A 17922-nucleotide genomic window follows, 5' to 3' on the forward strand; every position below is an offset into this window, starting at 1 on the left:
ACCGGTCCAGTATGTGACGCCCTCGCCCCCTGAGAAATGCACGTTACGAGCGTAAAATTGCACTTTCCATGGGTTATGCCCAGCTACCATCGCGCGCCACGGCCAATTTCATTAACATTGTAACGAAGCCCGAGACTCGGGGGCTTGCCGACATTTTTTCGTTTGGCAGAAGCACTTCCTTGTTATCGATCCTTTCTCAAGCCAGACGGAAGCATGACCGTGACCTTGCGACTGACCATAATTGATCAAACCCCTATCCACGAAGGTTGGACGGGGGTGACGGCACCGACAGCCTCCGTTGATTTGGCAATAGAATGTGAAAAAGCCGGCTACTACCGCTATTGGCTTGCAGAGCATCACAACAGCATCCAATTCGCAGGCTCGGCACCAGAAATCCTACTGACTCGGATAGCCAGCGCTACTTCGCGTATTCGAGTCGGAAGCGGGGGCGTAATGCTCACTCATTACAGCCCCTACAAGGTCGCCGAAACCTTCGCGGTGATAGGTGGGTTGTTCCCTGGAAGGATCGACTTGGGGATTGGGCGCGCACCTGGGGGGAATCATCTCAGCTCCCTCGCGCTTGCGTCGCCGAGAACGCCAACCCAGCACGATCATTTTCCTGGCCAGGCGGCAGATCTCTGTGCATTCATTAGGAGCGCGTTTCCTGCTAACCACCCCTACTCTGGACTGAGCTGCTCATTCAGTGATGCCAGCATGCCATCTCTGTGGATGCTGGGATCAGGCGGCGGTAGCTCACATCTAGCAGGACAATTGGGGATGGGCCTAGCGCTTGCAAAATTCATTGCGCCCAGAGTCTGTTCACCGGATATTTTTCGCCACCATTCCGACATCTACCAGCGTGCTGGCCATATCTCGCCTGCACCTCACCTGCTGGCCTTGGCAGTCATATGCGCCGCGTCTGATGAAGAAGCGAAATTCATAGCTTGCACTGCTGTGTATCGGAAGATGATGGCAGGAGCCGCCGCCCGCGAAGCACTGCTGAGCCCAGAGGAGGTGCAGAAGCGCTATCAGCAAATGAACCGGTACCAGCAGCAAGAATTCGACGAGACGATGAACGACATGGTGATCGGCTCCCCTAAAACCTGCCTGGCAAAAATTCAAGAACTGGCGATGGATTTTGAATGTCATGAGATTGGAATTTTGACTGTGACCTATAGCCTTGAGGACCGTGTGCGAAGCTACCAGCTGCTAGCAAATGCCCTGACCGCTGGCACTAGGTCTGAACCGCTTAGCGAGACACCCTCCTCAATCGGACAAAGAGCAGCAGAGTTATGAATTCCTGGGTCCGCCAACAGCCGACAATCACTCTCGGACTTGCGATGCTTGCTATGGAGGCAGCTCTCGAACGTGCTCGCCAGCTTGGAGCAAAGGTGAGCCTGGTCATTGTCGACTCATCAGGGAGCACCATTCATATGTCTCACATGGATGGAGCGGCCTTCCCATCTCAGGCAATCGCGCTGAACAAGGCACGAACGGCCGCTGGTTTTGGGCGCTCGACGGCTGAATGGTCGGATCGGCTAATAGGCTGCTCGCCAGCTGTTCAGATTGGCCTTCCCCTCCAGCCTGGGATGGCGATGTTCGGCGGAGGCGAACCATTCTTGACTGCCGGGCAAACCTTCGGCGCGATAGGTGTTTCCGGCTCCACTGAAGCCAATGACCGACTTTGTGCATTAGCTGCGGTTCACAAGGTAGAGGATTTGCTCACGCCACCGCAGACGTAACCGCGGACCTGTAACTGCCAGCCCTCTACAGCGCGCATCCAATAGGCGACCATCACCTACGCTTACCTAAGACCAGTCCATCTCAGGTTGGCACTGATTCACAAGCAGCGGTCACTGTGAGTCATGTGCACGTAGGCCGAGGTATGCACTAATTGATGCGCCCCTTTTTTACCAGGACGCCTGTCAATGGCTAATAACGAAAATAATGCCTCCCACCTGTCCAAAACACTGCGTTGGACTGACGCGTTTGCCCTGTCGATGGCGGTGTCAGGATCGATCTTCGCATCGTTTGGCTTTGCATTAGGCGCGCTTGGGCCTATCGGCGCAATGCTGCTGTGGGTTGGTTCAGCAGCGATTGGCGCTTGTCAAAACTGGATTTTTCTTGAAGTCAGCGCGATGTTCCCTGAGAAACCAGGTGGCATTGCAATGATCGCGACCGAGGGTTGGAAGCGACGCTCTACCCTCGTGGGACCTATTGCGTCATTTGGCTACTGGCTAGGCTGGTCGGCAGTCTTGGCGATCGTCGGCGTTAGCGCTGGTTCCTTGATCCAGGCGCAGTGGTTCGCGGACCAGACCTGGAGCTATCAACTGGGCTCAGTCAGCATCGGTCTCGCTCAATTCATTGGCGCCGGCCTGATTCTTGTCTTCTGGCAGTTCAATCGACTCGGCGTTCAGATGGCCGCCTCTGTATCCAAGTACATGGGGGTACTGCTGCTGATCCCCATTCTGGTCCTGGCATTCGCTCCGCTTTTCAGCGATGCATGGAGCTTCGAACATTTTGAGAAGGCTTGGAACCAACTGCCTGCAACGGACTGGACCACCGGCCGTACCGCTCTCATGTGGCTCTTCTTGATTGCGTGGAGCGCTTACGGAACCGAAATGTGTGCTGCATTTGGGCCCGAGTATCGTAGCAAACGAGACATGCGACTCGCCCTGGTAACCTCGGGCCTATACACGGTAGTCGCTTTTGCCGCGGTAGCTTTCAGCCTGGGCGGCTTGGCCGACCAACAAGCCGCGATCGATAACCCTAACGGCTTCTTCATCGGTGCATTCGATGCCATTTTGGGAAGCGCGTACAGCAGCTTCTTTGTAGGCACCCTGCTGGTCGGGCTCTTCATGGGCCTCAATGCTTCCTTGGCTGATGGCTCCCGGGCGCTGTATGGCATGGCTCTGGACGGATTAACGATCCGGCAGCTAGGAGTGCTGAACAAACATCAAGTGCCGGGGCGCTGCATGACTGTCGCGGTTGCCTTGAACATAGCGATGATTTTCCTTCTGTCCTCCCCTTTGGCCATTTTGGTAACTGCCAATATCGGCTACGTGGCATCGATCTTCTTCGCCCTGACCGGCTTCCTGTGGCTTCGTAAGGACGCTGCAAGCCAAGAGCGGCCTGTTCGGCTCGGGCGGGGCTGGGTGCCTGTTGCATGGGCGCTGAGCTTGCTGACGGGGTTAATTGTCCTGGTGGGTGCCGCCTCCACCGAACTGGTCGGGTACGGAGGGACCAAGGAACTCCTGATGGGGATCGGGATCCTGCTACTGTCAGTGGTCCTCTTTGGCGTACGAAAACTTCAGGATCGCGGTCAGCCTAGCGGCCCTAGCTCCCAAAGCAGCGTTTGAGCAGTACACCCCTACTCTAAAACTGCGTGATGTCATTCACATAGGACCGGGCTTTCTGAAAGCCCGGTTTTTTCTTTGGGATCAAATTAACCCTTTACCACCCCACCCAAAGGTGGAATCGCAGACACAAGGTTTCCAACGTGGACCAACGCTGAGCGAATCCTATCTGGATCGCTGATAGTGAGGAACTGGAGCATGAGGCCATCTAAGGCAGCAAAAATCGCTACGGCTGCTTCGTTGGCGGTATCTAGTCCATGCTGCCTCAATGCCCCCTCAACCGTGGTCATGTAGTTTGCGTACAGCTGCTCCACCAAGGCTTTCATCTCAGGGCTACGTCGCGACTCCAGCAGCATCTCAAACTGAAACAACTGAAGCTCCGGCTCTCGCGTCACGGAGGCAATGAGCGCGTCGGCAAATGAGTCATCGAATTCAGTGATCCTGTCCAAACCAGATTCTCGAATGGACCGCTCGATTGCCCATTCCATTGTGGCCGCTAGCAATCCCTCTATAGACCCGAAATGGTGTGTCACCAATGTGTGGTTTACCCGGGCACGCGCCGCGATCGCGCGATAGGTCACGCCTCGCAACCCCTTCTCAGCAACAACATCAATCGTGGCCGCCATTAGTGCTTCTCGGCCTTCCCCATAGGGTAAACGACTGGATAGCTCGGTCATTCTCAACGCCTATTACAGATTCATTTTTTCCGCTCCCTGTCTGCGCTCGGAAAGTAGCCACCGGGCAGTGCATGGGTTCACCGGCTGTGGATGGTCTCACAAAGCTCGTGAGCGAGCACCCAAGGGCTCCCTCCCCAAACGAAGAATCGTTCATATGTGAATTTCATGGAGTCTACCGTTGACGATCAAACTAAACAAACGTAGAGTTTTGCCTTAGGAGTGTGCAACGTCCGCTGTCACTGCGGTCACTTACCCAGACAGCAGCACCTCTAATCCATAACAAAAAGGCATAAAAATCATGGCTTTAGCATCAACTCAAGATTTCGTTCCAGAGAACGAGTGGCCTTCCGTGTCCGTCATGCTCGACGGCTTTGGCCAGCAAACCCTTCCGGCCTCCGCGGCACTGGTGGGCACTACCCTTGAGGCAGTCGACTCCGAAGGTGGTCCGGCAGACTACATCTTCAATGATCAGAGCAGCCTGACCTGGACTAGCGGCGCCTTGACCGGCACCGCAACGTACAAAGCAATTGAAGCCCGTCCTGGCATCTTCATCATCGATTTCGTAAGAGGGGCAGGCCTTACTGCTCAGAACGTCACGGTTGTTCTGGATCAGAATACTGGCGCCGTTACCACTGGCGTATCCCGTCTGGTTGAAGTAGATGGGAAGGTCCGTGGCACCACTGACTTCTCCTACGCCAACGTCAACGACGGTGGAATCAAGCATGCACGTACAGACGAGCTGGTCGGTAAGCGCATCTTTTATCGCTACAGCGACATCGAGACCTACGAACATATTTACCTGAATCTGGGTACGTTCACCTGGCATTGCCTTCGCGGTGGCGAGGTCGGTTTGGCCGATACCGACCACTGCAAGACCTGGAAAGTTGCCGAGGATCTCTACATCTTCTTCTGGACTGAAAAAGTCATGACGGTCGAAGCCGTATTGCTGGTTGATCTCAAGGAAGAACGGTCGATCGGCCGTATGTTCGGGTGGGACGATAAGCTGAACACCGAACTCGTCCTGCCATTCAACTCGCGCCTCAGCGTATTGAACACCACGGTCTATCCAGAAGACCTTTCGAAGGGTTGACTCCAGCCACCGCCTGGGCGGCAGTCTTTCCTCCAGCTGCCTTGAGCTTCTAGGCTTACCTAGGGACGCAGAGCCTCCTTGAGGCCCTGCCCCTCCATACAAATGATGCATGGTATGGGAGAAGTAAATCGTGGATTTGGAATTAAGCAGTCGAGTTGCACTGGTGACAGGAGGCGCTTCAGGTATAGGCCTAGCATGCGTGGAAGCGTTGCTCGACGAGGGTGCGAAGGTTCTGATAGTCGACCGTGACATTGCTGGAATCGACGTGGCAGCGCGACTCAGCAAGGTAGGTCACACCGTCGAATTCGTGCAAGCGGACATCACATCTGAACCTCAGGTTCGAGCAGCTGTGAAGTATGCAAAGGACGCGTTCGGAGGGATCGATACGTTGATCGGGTGTGCGGGAATCTCCGGGCCTGTGGGCAAAAAGTCGGAGGACATCAGTACAGAGGAATGGGATCGCGTAATGGCGGTCAACGTGAAAGGAAATTTCCTTGCTGCTAAGCACTCCATTCCGATGCTCAACGAAAGCGAGGTGGGCACTATTGTCTTGCTCGCTTCGGACTCAGCGTTAGTTGCCTTCGACGGTATGACGCCCTACTGCACGTCTAAAGGTGCGGTCCTCATGCTTACCAAAGGCCTCTCAGTCGACCACCCACAGGTAAGGGTCAACTGCTTGTGCCCAGGTGTGGTTGATACCCCGATGTCACGTCGTGATCTTGGCAGGCCTCAAGGGTTCGCGGGCACCGACCTTCCAATAATGCAAGCTGCGCAGTTAGCACGACATGCCACCTTCCTAGCCTCCCCTGTAAGCGCTCCTATCAACGGGACAAGTCTGCTCGCGGACTTTGGTTACTTGGCACGCTCCGCACTCCCGCCACTGGACTTCAGCTGAGCCGACGCCCCCCTAGGGCGCTTTTATCACTTTGCAAAATCGTGAGGATGACTTATGCAAAATCGTCCAGTAGCAATCGTAACTGGTGGCGGCACGGGAATTGGGGCCGCTACCGCTTCCGTTCTGGTGTCTGCGGGATGGAATGTGGTGATCTGTGGTCGCCGTCTCGAACCACTCCAAAAGGTTGCCGAAGAATCAGGAGCTTTTCCGATCGTAGCCGATGCTTCATCCGAAAAGGACCTCAAACAGCTAGTTGACACGACTATCGAGAGGTTCGGTTCGCTGAATGGCCTAGTCCTGAATGCTGGCATCGTAAGAGCGGGACCAGTCGGGGTGCTGTCCGACACCGATTGGGATGACATGGTCAGAACCAACCTTACAGGTCCGTTTAAATTGTTGCGCGCTGCGATCCCTCACTTGATTGCTTCGCGCGGAGCAATCGTTGGCGTTGGATCGGCAGCAGCGTTGAGAGCAACTGGTGAAATCCCAGGCTATAACGCCACCAAAGCCGGCCTTAGCATGCTCATGCAATCAGTGGCTGTTGATTACGGCCCACAGGGAGTGCGAGCCAACACTGTCTGCCCTGGCTGGGTGAGGACGGAAATGGCTGATATGGAAATACAGGAGTACGGTAGAACGCTGGGAATGGATCGTGAACAAGCATACGCCCGTGCAACTGCCTTCGTACCTACGCGTCGACCTGCTACCGCCCCGGAGGTTGCTGACGTTATTGCCTGGTTACTTTCTGACAAGGCGTCGTACGTCAATGCCGCCGTCCTGCCTGTTGATGGAGGAATGATTGCTGGCGATCCTGGTTCGATTGCGCTTGATCCTCGCATCAACCTCAACCACTCCTGAAAATCATTCGAAGACGGGCGCCAGCCTAGTGCCCGTCCCCCTTCAAATCTAGAACCACCCTTGCAGCAAATTTTGTTACGTCAGAATGAGAGTCGAGAGTTTTCAAGCATGGAAGTCAGTTACGTTGTTGAAGTCATCCACCAAGAACATCACACCCCCTCTGTCGAGAAGGCCATCGCACAGTTCGCCTGTACCGCCCGAGACGGAATGGGGTGCGAAGGTTGCCAGTATGCGAGGTCTCAGGAGACTTGTGCCTGGACAATCCGGATGGAGTGGAGGACACATGAGAAGCTTCACGAATGGCTCTCGCAGACGGGACAAGACGCTTTCAATTCTCTCTTCAATTGTCACGGAATCGCGTCACTGACCGTCAGCCCTGGCGAGCTATCGACAAGGTTGTAGCAAGCGCTAGGAATCAGACTGGTCGTGTCACCCACAGGATCTGGTCCTCATCCAAATCTACGCTTAAGGCCTGAAGTGACTGTCCAAGACAAGGTCCCAACACGCACGCTCCATTGTCTGGTCTAAACAAAGCGCCATGAGCGAAACAAACGATATGGTTACCGTCGCCAGACATGAACCTGTCTTTTCGATACTGCATGGCAACATCTAGGTGAGGGCAAAGGTTTCTGTAAGCGCGCACCTCTCCACGCCATCTGAGTGCGACGACAGTGTCACGCCCCTCATTCCAAGGGTCAAAACCCTTCGCAAGCCCTTCTTCCAATTGGCTCGAATGACAAAGGTATGCAGCATTTCGGTCCAATTGCGTCTCACCTGCACGGGCTGAAAGATGCAATGCAGCGCCCTAGTAGCGGGCGCTACAAGCAAGATGGGCACTATCGACTCAGATTGGTTCGGCAGTGAGTTTGAGCATCGCTTTGGTAAGACCGATTCGATCAAAACTTGGATCTCGCGCCATCTCTCGCTCGCCTGCCATGATTGAGTTTTCGCTGATGTATTTGCAACGATCAAACCGGCGACGCATGAACCGCTGCAAGTTTTCTTGGACTGAGCCAGGCCCAAGCAACTCCTCAGCCAGCACCAGCGCATCTTCAATTGCCATCCCCGCCCCTTGCCCCAAGTGAGGCGTCGTAGCGTGAGCCGCATCACCGATCAACAGCACTCGGCCCTTGAACCAGGGCTCGTCTACGAAAACCACCTCCATGGGTTTGTATACAACCTGGCTGTTGTCGGTGATCTGATCACGAAGCTCACCTACCAACCCTCCTACCTGTGAAATGCGCTCACGCATGGTTTGAGCTAACTCTTCATGGGCGAAGCGAGGGTTGTCAGGCTCATGTGAAGTGGAAAACATATACATGAGATTTTCAGCAAGCGGCACGAGTCCGGCATTCCCCCCCGGCCCCGTAAAGCTCGCCAGATGGTCGATAGAAGGATGACGCGGGAAGTTGTAGCGCCAGACGGCTTGACCAGTGAACCGAGGGATGTAGCTGTCACCAAAGATCATGCTGCGGATCTTGGAATACACACCGTCCGCTCCAACCATCAGATCGTATGCACCGACGCTGCCATCTGTGAACCGTACACTCAGCCCTGCGGCCTCTTCGCTATACGACTCGACGGTCGTGCCCAAACGAACAACTGTACCCAGTTCGATGGCCGTTTCGCTCAGCACTTGGTGCAGCGCTAGACGCGAGATTCCAACGTTTGCTGGATATTCAGGACCAGCCAGGCGCTGCCCGGGAATGCGGGCCAGTGGATTACCTTGGAGGTCGTAGATGCCCACATCCTCGAAGGCGTAAGCAGCATCAAGGTAGCGATCCAGAACCCCAAGCCGAGCCATCTCTCGCACCACATTGCTCTGCTGGATGATCCCCACACCGTACACAGTCCACTCGGACTTGATCTCGACCAGATCTACCGCGATGCCGCAGCGGCGCAGTGCGACGGCCGCACAAAGCCCGCCAATGCCTCCGCCTACCACCAGTACTTTTTTGATATCGCTCATGCGTGAACCCTTGGTTTTTTTGTTTTTTGGTCTTCCCACCAGGGCAGATTCAACCTCCCGCTACACCGTGGGGAGATCAAAGCTCTGGGATCTGGAAGCACAGGCTAGGAACACGCGAATAATTTGACTAATCGTTAGTTAGGATGCAGGGTATCGTGAAAATAAATACAACAAGAGATGCCTCCCATGCGCTTCAAACACCTGGATTTGAACCTCCTGGTGGCGCTGGATGTACTGCTCGAAGAGCAGAACATTACTCGTGCTGCCGCGCGCTTACACATGACGCAGTCCGCCACAAGTGGCGTGCTTGGGCGTTTACGAACGTATTTTGAAGACGACCTCCTCGTACAGGTCGGACGGAAGATGATGCTCACACCGCTCGCGCGTGAGCTTGAGATTCCGGTACGTGAAGTCCTACTGAAAATCCAGACCTCGATCACCGCAAAGCCGGTATTCGACATTGCAGAAAGCAAACGCCATTTCAGAATCATGGCATCGGACTACCTGATTAGCGTCCTTTTTGCAGAGGTCATCAGGGAGATCAACCAACACGCTCCACTGATCACCTTCGAGCTAGTGAGCCCTGGCGAAACAGCCATGGAGATGCTGATGCGTGGAGAGGTCGATCTGATGATCGCGCCTGACCACTTCATCCCGAAGGATCACCCTTCGCAGATGTTGTTCGATGAACAGCATGTCTGTGTCGTCTGCGACGATAATCGCTCAGTGGGTGAAAAGCTGACGCTTGAGCAGTATCTGGAAATGGGCCATGTCTCAGTGGTCTTCGGTCGAAATCGCACTCCCGGGATTGAAGAGTGGTTCATGGCAGAATACGGATGCAAACGCCGTATTGAAGTCATCACACACGATTTCAACACCCTGCCACAGCTCGTAGTCGGCACCAAGCGCATAGCGACCGTTCACAGCCGGCTGGCGCACTTGTATGCACGCAACTTACCGCTGCGTATAGTTCCGCCACCAGTTAGCCTTCCCACGATGCAAGAATACATGAGCTGGCACCGCAGTCTCGATAGAGACCCTGTGCTGGCTTGGCTCCGCAAGACATTGGTGGAAATGGCCAGTCGTCCCACTACACCAATTGCGGCCTGACCTAATCCGTCCGATAGGCTTTGAGCGCCTCACCCAAACTGGAGCTGAGGCGCCGCAATCTGCCGCATGCTTCCTCCAACCTGATGCACCCCTGTGCATTTTGCTCAATCACTCGTCCCACCTCACCTGTCACTGAGTCAACCTGACAAGCTAGTGAGTGCTGATTTTGAGCGGCGCCTAGGATGTGCTGCCCACTATCCTCAACTCGCACGACGTTTCTTGTGGCAGTAGATAGCATTTCACTCGCCCGATTGGTTAACCGGACGCCAGCAACAGTTAAGCGCTGGCTGTCACCGAGACGGGCCGCGACCTCTCCCGTAACCTCACCCAAGCTTTGAATCATGACCTCAATCTGTACTGTTGAATCTCGGGTGTGCTTGGCCAAGGCCCTAACCTCATCGGCCACTACAGCAAACCCCCGACCATGCGGCCCAGCACGAGCAGCTTCAATTGCAGCATTCAGCGCAAGCAAATTGGTCTGTTCTGCGATGGTCCGAATCACATCCAAAACACTAGTGATCGCTTCGCTCTGAGACTGAAGTACTGCCATCGCGTTTGTGCCAGCAATCATTTCTTGAGAAAGCTGTTGAAGGCTCTCGCTAGCCTGGCGTACCAGTTCATCACCTTCATGGACCATCTGGCTCGCTTCACGGAGTATGACCTGACTGTCACTTGCAGTTTCGTTAACCTGGACTGCGGCGATCGTCATTCTCTGCATCGTATCGGTCACTTCCGTGACCTGCTGACGCTGCGCTCTGACTCCATCCCCCGTCCGCTCCGCCATCTCTACCAATGTACCCGCGGCGAAGTCGAGTTGCGCGACATCCTCTCGAATCCGACCAACCAAATCTCTTACCGCCTGCATCATTAGGCCGACTGACTCATTCAGCTGGCCCAATTCGTCACGTCGAGCCAGGCTCGGCGTGCGGCCTTGCAAATTGCCGGCTGCAACTTGCCGCGCCAGTCCGAGAATCATTCGGACCGGGACCACGATCGAACGTCTGATAAGCATGCTAGAGCCGATACTGGAAGCAAGGGCTAGCGCCAACATACATATCAGTTGCAGGTTAAGCTGTTCGCGCTGAGCCTCATTCCCCGAGGTGGCCCTGGCCAGCTCTTCGTCCAGCAAATGCGTAACCCTCTGCGCTGCCGCAGTCATGGCCTCCCGTTGAGCCTGCGCCTCTTCACCGCTAGCGACATACAACAGGAAAGCTTGACGATAGTCCTCCAAAGCCGACCGAGAGGTTTCCAACGCTTCCCTGCGCTCACCGTCCTGACGGACAAAGAAAGCCGACAACGCAGTGCCCAACTCATTTATGCGGTTCACCCACTCGTCGTGAAAGCGCTTCTGCGGATTCAGCGAAAAGTACATTTCACTGTCCCTCAGGTTGGACAATCTCTGATGCAATGTCGCGGCGTCTTCGAGAGACTGCATAGTCGACTCATCCGGCGACTGCCCTTGCTCCAGTCGAGCGTTAACTGTGTCCATCTGATCGAGAAAAACACCAGCAAAATTCTGACCCGCGGTTTCGGCCAGCGATTGCATTCGTAAACGAGCATCAATGGATTGCCTCAGGGCCTTGGCGTAGGTCAGGAACGCGTGCTGATACTCAGCGATGGATTCATCCATGGCTGACTTGAATGGTTCACCTATCGCCGCTTCTTGCACGCCACTGCTCACGGCATGTAGCGCCCTAGCGACCTGGTCAGCTGACTCAGGAGCCTTCACGGGATCAAACCCTCGCTCTGCGATTCGAGCCTGAAGAAGGTTACTCTGCAAGAGATCCAGACTACGCAGTTGGGCGCTGTTAGCTTGGCTCTCGTGAAGCGCGTACCAGGCAACAAAGCCCACGACCATCGTACAAAACAGTACCGTCCCAAAACCAAGCGATAGCTTTGCCCCAACGCTAAGTTGGCCGAGACATCCATTTATCCCTCCGAGAGGGTTCCATCGGCGCCGAGTATCCAGTGACAAGAGGGTGATCCTTCCGAACAAATGAGACGGCACACTAGCCAACCCCTCCCTTACTAACTAATCGTGCTTCGCGATGCCATACATCGCCATTTGCCATGCGTGCTCCAGAATCTGGTATCTCGCAATCTGATAGCTCCCATCCCAACAAGCGATTTGTCCAATTCCTGAAAGCCATGCGAGTTTGCTAAGGCCGCCCGCTGGGTGGACGTCGCCCGCCGAAAAGCAGAAATCACAGCACTGCTTTGAACCCTGCCAATGCCTCGATCACGGGCGACCCGGATCACAAGAAGGAAAACAATATGTTCCGATACTTCCCCACCAATTACGTTTGGAACTTGTCCGTGGACCTTGCCCTTGAAATGGGCGCACGGATTGGTGAAATCGTTGAGATGTGCGAACCCTTGCAAGAAGCAGCCAAGCAGCCAGATGCCGAAGGCACTCGTGCATTCCGCCAGACTTGGGCAACGATGGCAGACAAGCTCTGCGAGCTGGCTCAAGAAGACCAGGAGCTGGGACGCCAGCTTTCGGCCGGAGAGAAATACAACCGAGCTGCGACCTACTACCTGACCTGCGAACGCCTTCAGGGACACGGAGCCCCGGGTCGCCTAGAGCTGTATCAACGTTTCCTGGATACCTTCGCGCGGGGAATTTGTCTCTCCAAGGAAAACTGTGAGCGTGTCGAGATCCCCTACGAGGGCAAGGTTATCTCCGGCCTTTACGTAAGGGCAGAAGGCGTACAGGGCCCAGCTCCGATCCTGGTTCAACTCAATGGTTTGGACTCAACCAAGGAGATGAAATACCGCGTCGGCCTGCCGCAGTGGCTGGCAAAACGAGGTATTGCATCATTGCTGATTGATCAGCCGGGCACCGGTGAAGCCCTTCGGCTACATGATTTGAAAGCCCGCTACGATGCAGAGCACTGGGCAAGCCGAGTCGTGGACTGGCTGGAGATGCGTGACGACATCGATCCGAAGCGAATCGGCTGTGAGGGCGTGTCTTTAGGTGGCTATTACTGCCCACGCGCTGTGGCATTCGAACCACGCTTTGCATGCGGTGTGGTATGGGGAGCCAACCATGATTGGCGCGAAGTGCAGAAACGTCGCTTGGAACGTGAAGGCAGCCTTCCTGTACCTCATTACTGGGATCACGTGCGCTGGGTATGGGGCGGTAAAGACATCGAAGAATTCATGCAAATCGCTGAGAACGTGCATCTTGATGGTGTAGTTGAACGGATCAAGGTTCCATTTCTGGTCACCCATGGTGAGCAAGACTCACAAATTCCTTTGAAATGGGCCCACCGCACCTACGAGCAATTGATCAACAGCCCCAAACGCGAGCTGAAAATTTTCACCTCTCGTGAAGGTGGTGTGCAGCACTCCAGCTTCGATAACTCCATCAATGCCGGTCAATTCATTGCCGATTGGGTCGCAGAAACCCTTGGCGGCCGAACCGCGTAAGCGCCAATACGAGAAAACAATAATGAAGATCATTGGACCTGACTACCTTGTCTTCGGCGTCGACAACGTAGACGACTGCATCCAGTACCTCACTGACTATGGCTTGAAACCCAATAGCCGCGAAGATGGTGGAACCTATCTCGAAGCATTGGATGGTACTGGCGTAAAAATCTATCCGCGAAACGACGCAAGTTTGCCCGCGGCGATGGAAACGGCCACGACCTTGCGGGAAACGGTGTACGGCGTTGCCGATGAAGAATCGCTACAGGCAATTGAGTCCGAGCTGCGAAAAGACCGTGAGGTCGTGCGCGGAGAGGATGGCGTCCTCCGTTGCCGCGACGACATGGGATTCGCTCTTGGCTTCCAGATCACTAAACGCCGTGCACTGGACCTCCCCGCTGAAGCCAGTCATGCACCTGGCGCTCCTGCTGCACGTGCTGTGAACGCCCTAGGTGCAAGCAACGACATCGCAGCGCTGCCTCGTAGCCTGTCACATGTCGTTTACTTCGTCCCTGATGCAGTCAAAGCAGAGGCTTTCTACAACCGCTTAGGCTTCGTCTGCACTGATCGATTTGTCGACACAGGCCCATTTTTACGGCCTGCCGGCACTCAAGATCACCACACCCTCTTCCTAATCCAAACGCCTCCATTCATGAAAGGGATCGAGCACTTCACGTTCCATCTCGGAGGCCCAACTGAAGTGATGTTGGCGGGTAGTCGCTTCGTTGAGAAGGGCTATGAATCATTCTGGGGGCCTGGTCGCCACCAACTCGGCTCGAACTGGTTCTGGTACTTCAATAGCCCGATGGGCTGCCACGTAGAATACGATGCTGATATGGATATGCATGACGAAGCATGGACAGCACGCGTGGCCGCACCTGGGGCTGACAATTCGCAATACTTCCTCTTCCATTACCAGCAGAAGTGGTTCCCGGGCGGCCCACCTGCGAAGCACTGATTAAGGTTTCGATCACCTCCTCTTCAACCGCATCAAGTTAAGCGCCCTGGATATAAGGGCGCTTTTTTTTGTGCTTATCGACATCACACTGTGTGGATTGTCTTCTATCGACGGCCACTCAGCTACTGGCGAGAAATGCGCTTGATGGTACGAAACCCTACATGTGAAGTGGCGAGATCAGAAGCCTGTCGCTCCCGAGCTGCTGAACGAAAACGAGCGCAGTAGGATGTAGCGCAGAGGTAGGAGCCGCCCTTGATTATCCGCGGTTCGGAGCTAGGTGGCTTGCTTCGCAAAGTGGAAGGGTCACCGTTTAGGTGCCCGAGCAAGGGGTTTCGCTGGATGTCAGTGGTCCACTCCCAGACATTTCCGATCATGTCGTATAGCCCGTACGCATTAGGTGCATAACAACCGACAGGTGCTAAACCTGCAAAACCGTCCTCGGCTTCGTTGACTAAAGGAAAAATACCCTGCCAGTAATTTGCGCTGGGCCTCCCATGCGCGTCTCTTGGCTCCTCGCCCAACCGTTGAGAGCTATGCCCACCCCGGGCTGCAAATTCCCAGCGCGCTTCATCAGGTAGTTCATTGCCACGCCAGCGAGCGTAGGCTTCGGCATCTGCCAAAGTGACTTGGGTTACAGGATGATTATCCAGCGACGCCGCATACTGACCAGGGCCGTCGGGATATCGCCAATTAGCCCCGAGGACAAACTTCCACCAAGGCATAGGCGAGGTGCCCTCTGGATCCGGAACCAGAAAGACCGCCGCACCGCCCACCCGCTCAGCATCAGTTACATAACCTGTTGAGGCGACAAAATCTGAAAATTGCGCACGGGTTACCTCGGTCCGATCAATCCAGAAGTCATCTATCTCGATTGGCGCAAGTGGCCGCTCATCCAGGTAGCCGCCTTCAACGCCTGGTGTGAAGCGCCCGCCTTTCACGAAAACCATGCCTGCGTGGTCACGTTCTCCCCAACCTAATGGCAGACCGTCATAAGCCATACATCCCTCGGGCTGACCTAATGCAGGGAGCGTTCGGGGCCAGTTCGCCAAGCCAGCTAAAGCCAGCAAGGTTATGCTAGCCATAGCCGTCCAGGTTCGAGTCATTGAGCTTGCTCTTGGGGAGGGCTCACAACACCGACACGGGTCGCATAGCTTTGCCAATCGCGCTTGAGCCTCTCCAATGTTTGAGGTGAGTCAGCTGAGAGGTCATCAACTTCACCTCGATCACGTGAAAGGTCGAACAGTTGCCAGCGAAGCGGTTTCGGAGCCTCACCTGGAAGGGCCCAGGGTCTCAAACCGAGTAGTTTGAGATTGCCTTCGCGGTAATACAGACTGCCGAAAAGCTCACCGGCAAATACCCTCGGTTTAGCCGCCTTCCCTTGCAGCATCGGAAGCATCGAGAGGCCAGTGATGGGGTGTTTAGGTTGACCATGATATTGACTACCAGGATCTTTCACACCGGCCAAGGACAAGAACGTTGGGGCCAAATCATCGACTCGCGCCACACCTTGCTCTACCCCCTCACGGGCGAACTGCTGCGGCATGTGGACGATAGCGGGAACACTGATCCCACCCTCAGCGGTGCTGCCTTTGAATAATCTGAACGGCGCAGAGCTGACCTCAGCCCATCTCAACCCGTAGTCGATCTGCGAGCCCCGCCGGCCAAGGTTGCCCAAGCTGTTATCTGTGCCCGGACCCGCTGGGTAAAACAGCTCGTGACGCTCGCCCGCTGCACCATTGTCAGACATGAACACAATCAGGGTGTTTTCGTACTGTCCGGATGCTTTCAAATAATCGAGCAAGCGCCCTACGTTATGATCGAGGTTATCGACCATAGCCGCGTAGATTTCCATCTTGCGCGACTCAACTTTTCGCTGCTCCGGACTGAGCTGTTCCCAGCCTGGAAGCATCGGTGTGACAGGTAGAGTGGACGCTGGAACTGCTTCCGACGACAGCAGTCCCTTTTGTCGAAGGCGATCAATCCGAGCTTGGCGGATAGCGTCATATCCTTGATCGTATCGACCGTGGTACTTGTCCAGATACTTATCCGGTGCCTGCAAAGGCCAGTGAGGAGAGGTATACGCTACATAGGCAAAAAATGGTTTTTCACTACCGTTACCCCGGCGCAAAAAGCTGATCATTTTGTCGGTGTAAAAATCGGTGGAGTAGAAGTCCTCCGGCAAATCCACCGGCTGACCATTTTCGCGATAGGTGACCTCTTCGATTTTGCTGGTGGGTTTGGAGGGAGGCTTGAAATGCACTCCTCCTCCCTCCAGTAAGCTAAATGACTGCTCGAAGCCTCGTTGATCTGGCCCCTGATCTGGAGCCAACCCCAGGTGCCATTTACCAACCATGCTGGTGCGGTAGCCTCCATCACGTAGAAGCTCTGCGATCGAGTAGGCCTCCCGAATGAGGTAACCTTCATAGCCCGGCTTTCCGCGCTGAAACGGTTGCATCCCCTCAGCCATGGTGCCGAGCCCGACAAGGTGGTTATCACTCCCAGACATCAACATGGCCCGTGTCGGTGAGCATGTTGGTGCTGCATACATGTTGGTTAAAAGCAGTCCACTTGAGGCGAGCTTATCCAGATTTGGTGTGCTGATCTCGCCACCAAAGGCGCCAAGATCAGAGTATCCAAGGTCATCCGCAACGATCAGTAAGATGTTTGGTCGCTCCGCTGCTGCCACCAAAGATGACAGCAGCGATGCAAACGTAGCCACGAGAAAAGAAAAGCGCATTGAAACCTCCCTTCTCACTCTTCAAAAATGGCCACCGCGCGAACAAATCCTGCGGAGGCATGTTTGATCTTGTAGGGGAAGCACGACACCAAGAAACCAGTCGATGGCAGCGCATCCAGATTGGCCAGCTTCTCCATCTGTCCATAGCCGATGTCCCGGCCAGCCTTATGGCCCTCCCAGATGATCGAGGCATCGCCACTTTCTGCAAATCGCTGACGGGTAAATTTGAACGGAGCATCCCAACTCCAGGCATCTGTGCCGACTACCCGAACACCATTTTCGAGCAGGTAAAGCGTCGCCTCACGCCCCATTCCAACGCCGGCGTCGAGATACCCCGGTTGGCCGAACAAGCTGCCAGCGCGCGTGTTAACCAGGACAATATCCAGCGGCTGTAGGACATAGCCGATACGCTTGAGTTCAGTCTCGACCTCAGCCGCGGTCACCACGTGACCGTCGGGGAAATCGCGAAAGTCCAACTTAACACCCGGCTGGAGACACCACTCCAGAGGTAGCTCGTCAATGCCAAACGCTGGCTGCCCACCATTGGTAGTCGAGGCGTAATGCCAAGGTGCATCCATGTGCGTGCCACTGTGCGTAGTGATCGACAGCCGCTCTGCCGCCCATGACTCTTGCCCAGGCAATTGATCAATCGCAAGCCCTGGGAACATCGCAGCCATTTCTGGCCACCCCTCCTGGTGGTCCATGTAATCGATTCGCGGAAGAAGTGGCGGCGGATCAGTGTATGGATTGTTGTCCAGGGTTACGGATAGATCGACTAAACGGCGTTTCCGAGCCAAGGTCATGAGTGTTCCTCTTATTATCTTCTGGAGCGTTTTAGCG

Annotated in this window: 16 protein-coding genes; 9 read left to right on the plus strand and 7 right to left on the minus strand. The window is 55.0% G+C overall.

Going from position 1 to position 17922, the window contains the following annotated elements; all coding sequences use genetic code 11:
- Positions 1-213 precede the first annotated feature (213 nt).
- The 3 genes from ACLEJU_RS07470 (at position 214) to ACLEJU_RS07480 (ending at position 3359) form a co-directional block, all read left to right on the plus strand.
- The gene (locus ACLEJU_RS07470) at positions 214-1296 is read left to right on the plus strand and encodes an MsnO8 family LLM class oxidoreductase (protein ID WP_435421508.1); all 1083 of its coding nucleotides are present in this window, start codon (positions 214-216) and stop codon (positions 1294-1296) included.
- Positions 1293-1742, plus strand: coding sequence for a GlcG/HbpS family heme-binding protein (locus ACLEJU_RS07475; protein ID WP_435421507.1), 450 nt, complete (start codon positions 1293-1295; stop codon positions 1740-1742). The genes ACLEJU_RS07470 and ACLEJU_RS07475 overlap by 4 nt, the downstream gene beginning before the upstream one ends.
- 186 nt (positions 1743-1928) lie before the next feature.
- A complete protein-coding gene (locus tag ACLEJU_RS07480) occupies positions 1929-3359 on the plus strand; it encodes an APC family permease (protein WP_435421506.1) in 1431 nt (476 codons plus the stop codon).
- A gap of 86 nt (positions 3360-3445) precedes the next feature.
- Here ACLEJU_RS07480 and ACLEJU_RS07485 read toward each other — a convergent pair whose 3' ends face one another.
- Positions 3446-4033 (minus strand): TetR/AcrR family transcriptional regulator, encoded by a 588-nt coding sequence (locus ACLEJU_RS07485; RefSeq protein ID WP_435421505.1) that lies wholly within the window; start codon positions 4031-4033, stop codon positions 3446-3448.
- A 349-nt stretch (positions 4034-4382) separates the two neighbouring features.
- Here ACLEJU_RS07485 and ACLEJU_RS07490 point away from each other — a divergent pair, with 349 nt between their 5' ends.
- The 3 genes from ACLEJU_RS07490 to ACLEJU_RS07500 all read left to right on the plus strand — a co-directional run bounded on the left by ACLEJU_RS07490 (position 4383) and on the right by ACLEJU_RS07500 (position 6876).
- On the plus strand, positions 4383-5123 hold the full coding sequence (locus ACLEJU_RS07490) for a MoaF C-terminal domain-containing protein (RefSeq protein WP_435421504.1): 741 nt from the start codon (positions 4383-4385) through the stop codon (positions 5121-5123).
- 130 nt (positions 5124-5253) lie between these two features.
- Positions 5254-6018 (plus strand): SDR family NAD(P)-dependent oxidoreductase, encoded by a 765-nt coding sequence (locus ACLEJU_RS07495; protein WP_435421503.1) that lies wholly within the window; start codon positions 5254-5256, stop codon positions 6016-6018.
- A gap of 54 nt (positions 6019-6072) precedes the next feature.
- Entirely contained in the window at positions 6073-6876 is an 804-nt protein-coding gene (locus ACLEJU_RS07500; protein ID WP_435421502.1) for an SDR family NAD(P)-dependent oxidoreductase, read from the plus strand.
- A gap of 415 nt (positions 6877-7291) precedes the next feature.
- Here the strand turns inward: ACLEJU_RS07500 and ACLEJU_RS07505 are convergent, their stop codons facing one another.
- Together ACLEJU_RS07505 and ACLEJU_RS07510 are read right to left on the minus strand one after the other, a co-directional pair.
- Positions 7292-7639 (minus strand): Rieske (2Fe-2S) protein, encoded by a 348-nt coding sequence (locus ACLEJU_RS07505; protein WP_435421501.1) that lies wholly within the window; start codon positions 7637-7639, stop codon positions 7292-7294.
- Positions 7640-7720: 81 nt separating this feature from the next.
- Complete coding sequence (locus ACLEJU_RS07510) at positions 7721-8845, minus strand: FAD-dependent oxidoreductase (protein ID WP_435421500.1); 1125 nt, start codon at positions 8843-8845, stop codon at positions 7721-7723.
- 186 nt (positions 8846-9031) lie between these two features.
- On the opposite strand from ACLEJU_RS07510, the gene ACLEJU_RS07515 reads away from it, so the two are divergent.
- Positions 9032-9955, plus strand: coding sequence for a LysR family transcriptional regulator (locus ACLEJU_RS07515; RefSeq protein ID WP_435421499.1), 924 nt, complete (start codon positions 9032-9034; stop codon positions 9953-9955).
- 1 nt (position 9956) lies between these two features.
- Here ACLEJU_RS07515 and ACLEJU_RS07520 read toward each other — a convergent pair whose 3' ends face one another.
- Complete coding sequence (locus ACLEJU_RS07520; protein ID WP_435421579.1) at positions 9957-11924, minus strand: methyl-accepting chemotaxis protein; 1968 nt, start codon at positions 11922-11924, stop codon at positions 9957-9959.
- Positions 11925-12229: 305 nt separating this feature from the next.
- Here ACLEJU_RS07520 and ACLEJU_RS07525 point away from each other — a divergent pair, with 305 nt between their 5' ends.
- Together ACLEJU_RS07525 and ACLEJU_RS07530 are read left to right on the plus strand one after the other, a co-directional pair.
- The gene (locus tag ACLEJU_RS07525) at positions 12230-13387 is read left to right on the plus strand and encodes an alpha/beta hydrolase family protein (RefSeq protein ID WP_435421498.1); all 1158 of its coding nucleotides are present in this window, start codon (positions 12230-12232) and stop codon (positions 13385-13387) included.
- Between the two features lie 22 nt (positions 13388-13409).
- The gene (locus ACLEJU_RS07530) at positions 13410-14345 is read left to right on the plus strand and encodes a VOC family protein (protein WP_435421497.1); all 936 of its coding nucleotides are present in this window, start codon (positions 13410-13412) and stop codon (positions 14343-14345) included.
- A 122-nt stretch (positions 14346-14467) separates the two neighbouring features.
- Here the strand turns inward: ACLEJU_RS07530 and ACLEJU_RS07535 are convergent, their stop codons facing one another.
- The 3 genes from ACLEJU_RS07535 to ACLEJU_RS07545 all read right to left on the minus strand — a co-directional run bounded on the left by ACLEJU_RS07535 (position 14468) and on the right by ACLEJU_RS07545 (position 17885).
- Positions 14468-15343 carry a formylglycine-generating enzyme family protein gene (locus ACLEJU_RS07535; protein WP_435421496.1) on the minus strand — a complete coding sequence of 292 codons (876 nt, stop codon included), beginning with the start codon at positions 15341-15343 and terminating at the stop codon, positions 14468-14470.
- Between the two features lie 101 nt (positions 15344-15444).
- A complete protein-coding gene (locus ACLEJU_RS07540) occupies positions 15445-17082 on the minus strand; it encodes an arylsulfatase (RefSeq protein ID WP_435421495.1) in 1638 nt (545 codons plus the stop codon).
- Between the two features lie 14 nt (positions 17083-17096).
- Complete coding sequence (locus ACLEJU_RS07545) at positions 17097-17885, minus strand: cyclase family protein (protein WP_172226483.1); 789 nt, start codon at positions 17883-17885, stop codon at positions 17097-17099.
- Between the last annotated feature and the right edge of the window lie 37 nt (positions 17886-17922).

This window comes from Pseudomonas sp. SMN11 (assembly GCF_052041945.1).
In the GTDB taxonomy this organism is placed as follows: domain Bacteria; phylum Pseudomonadota; class Gammaproteobacteria; order Pseudomonadales; family Pseudomonadaceae; genus Aquipseudomonas.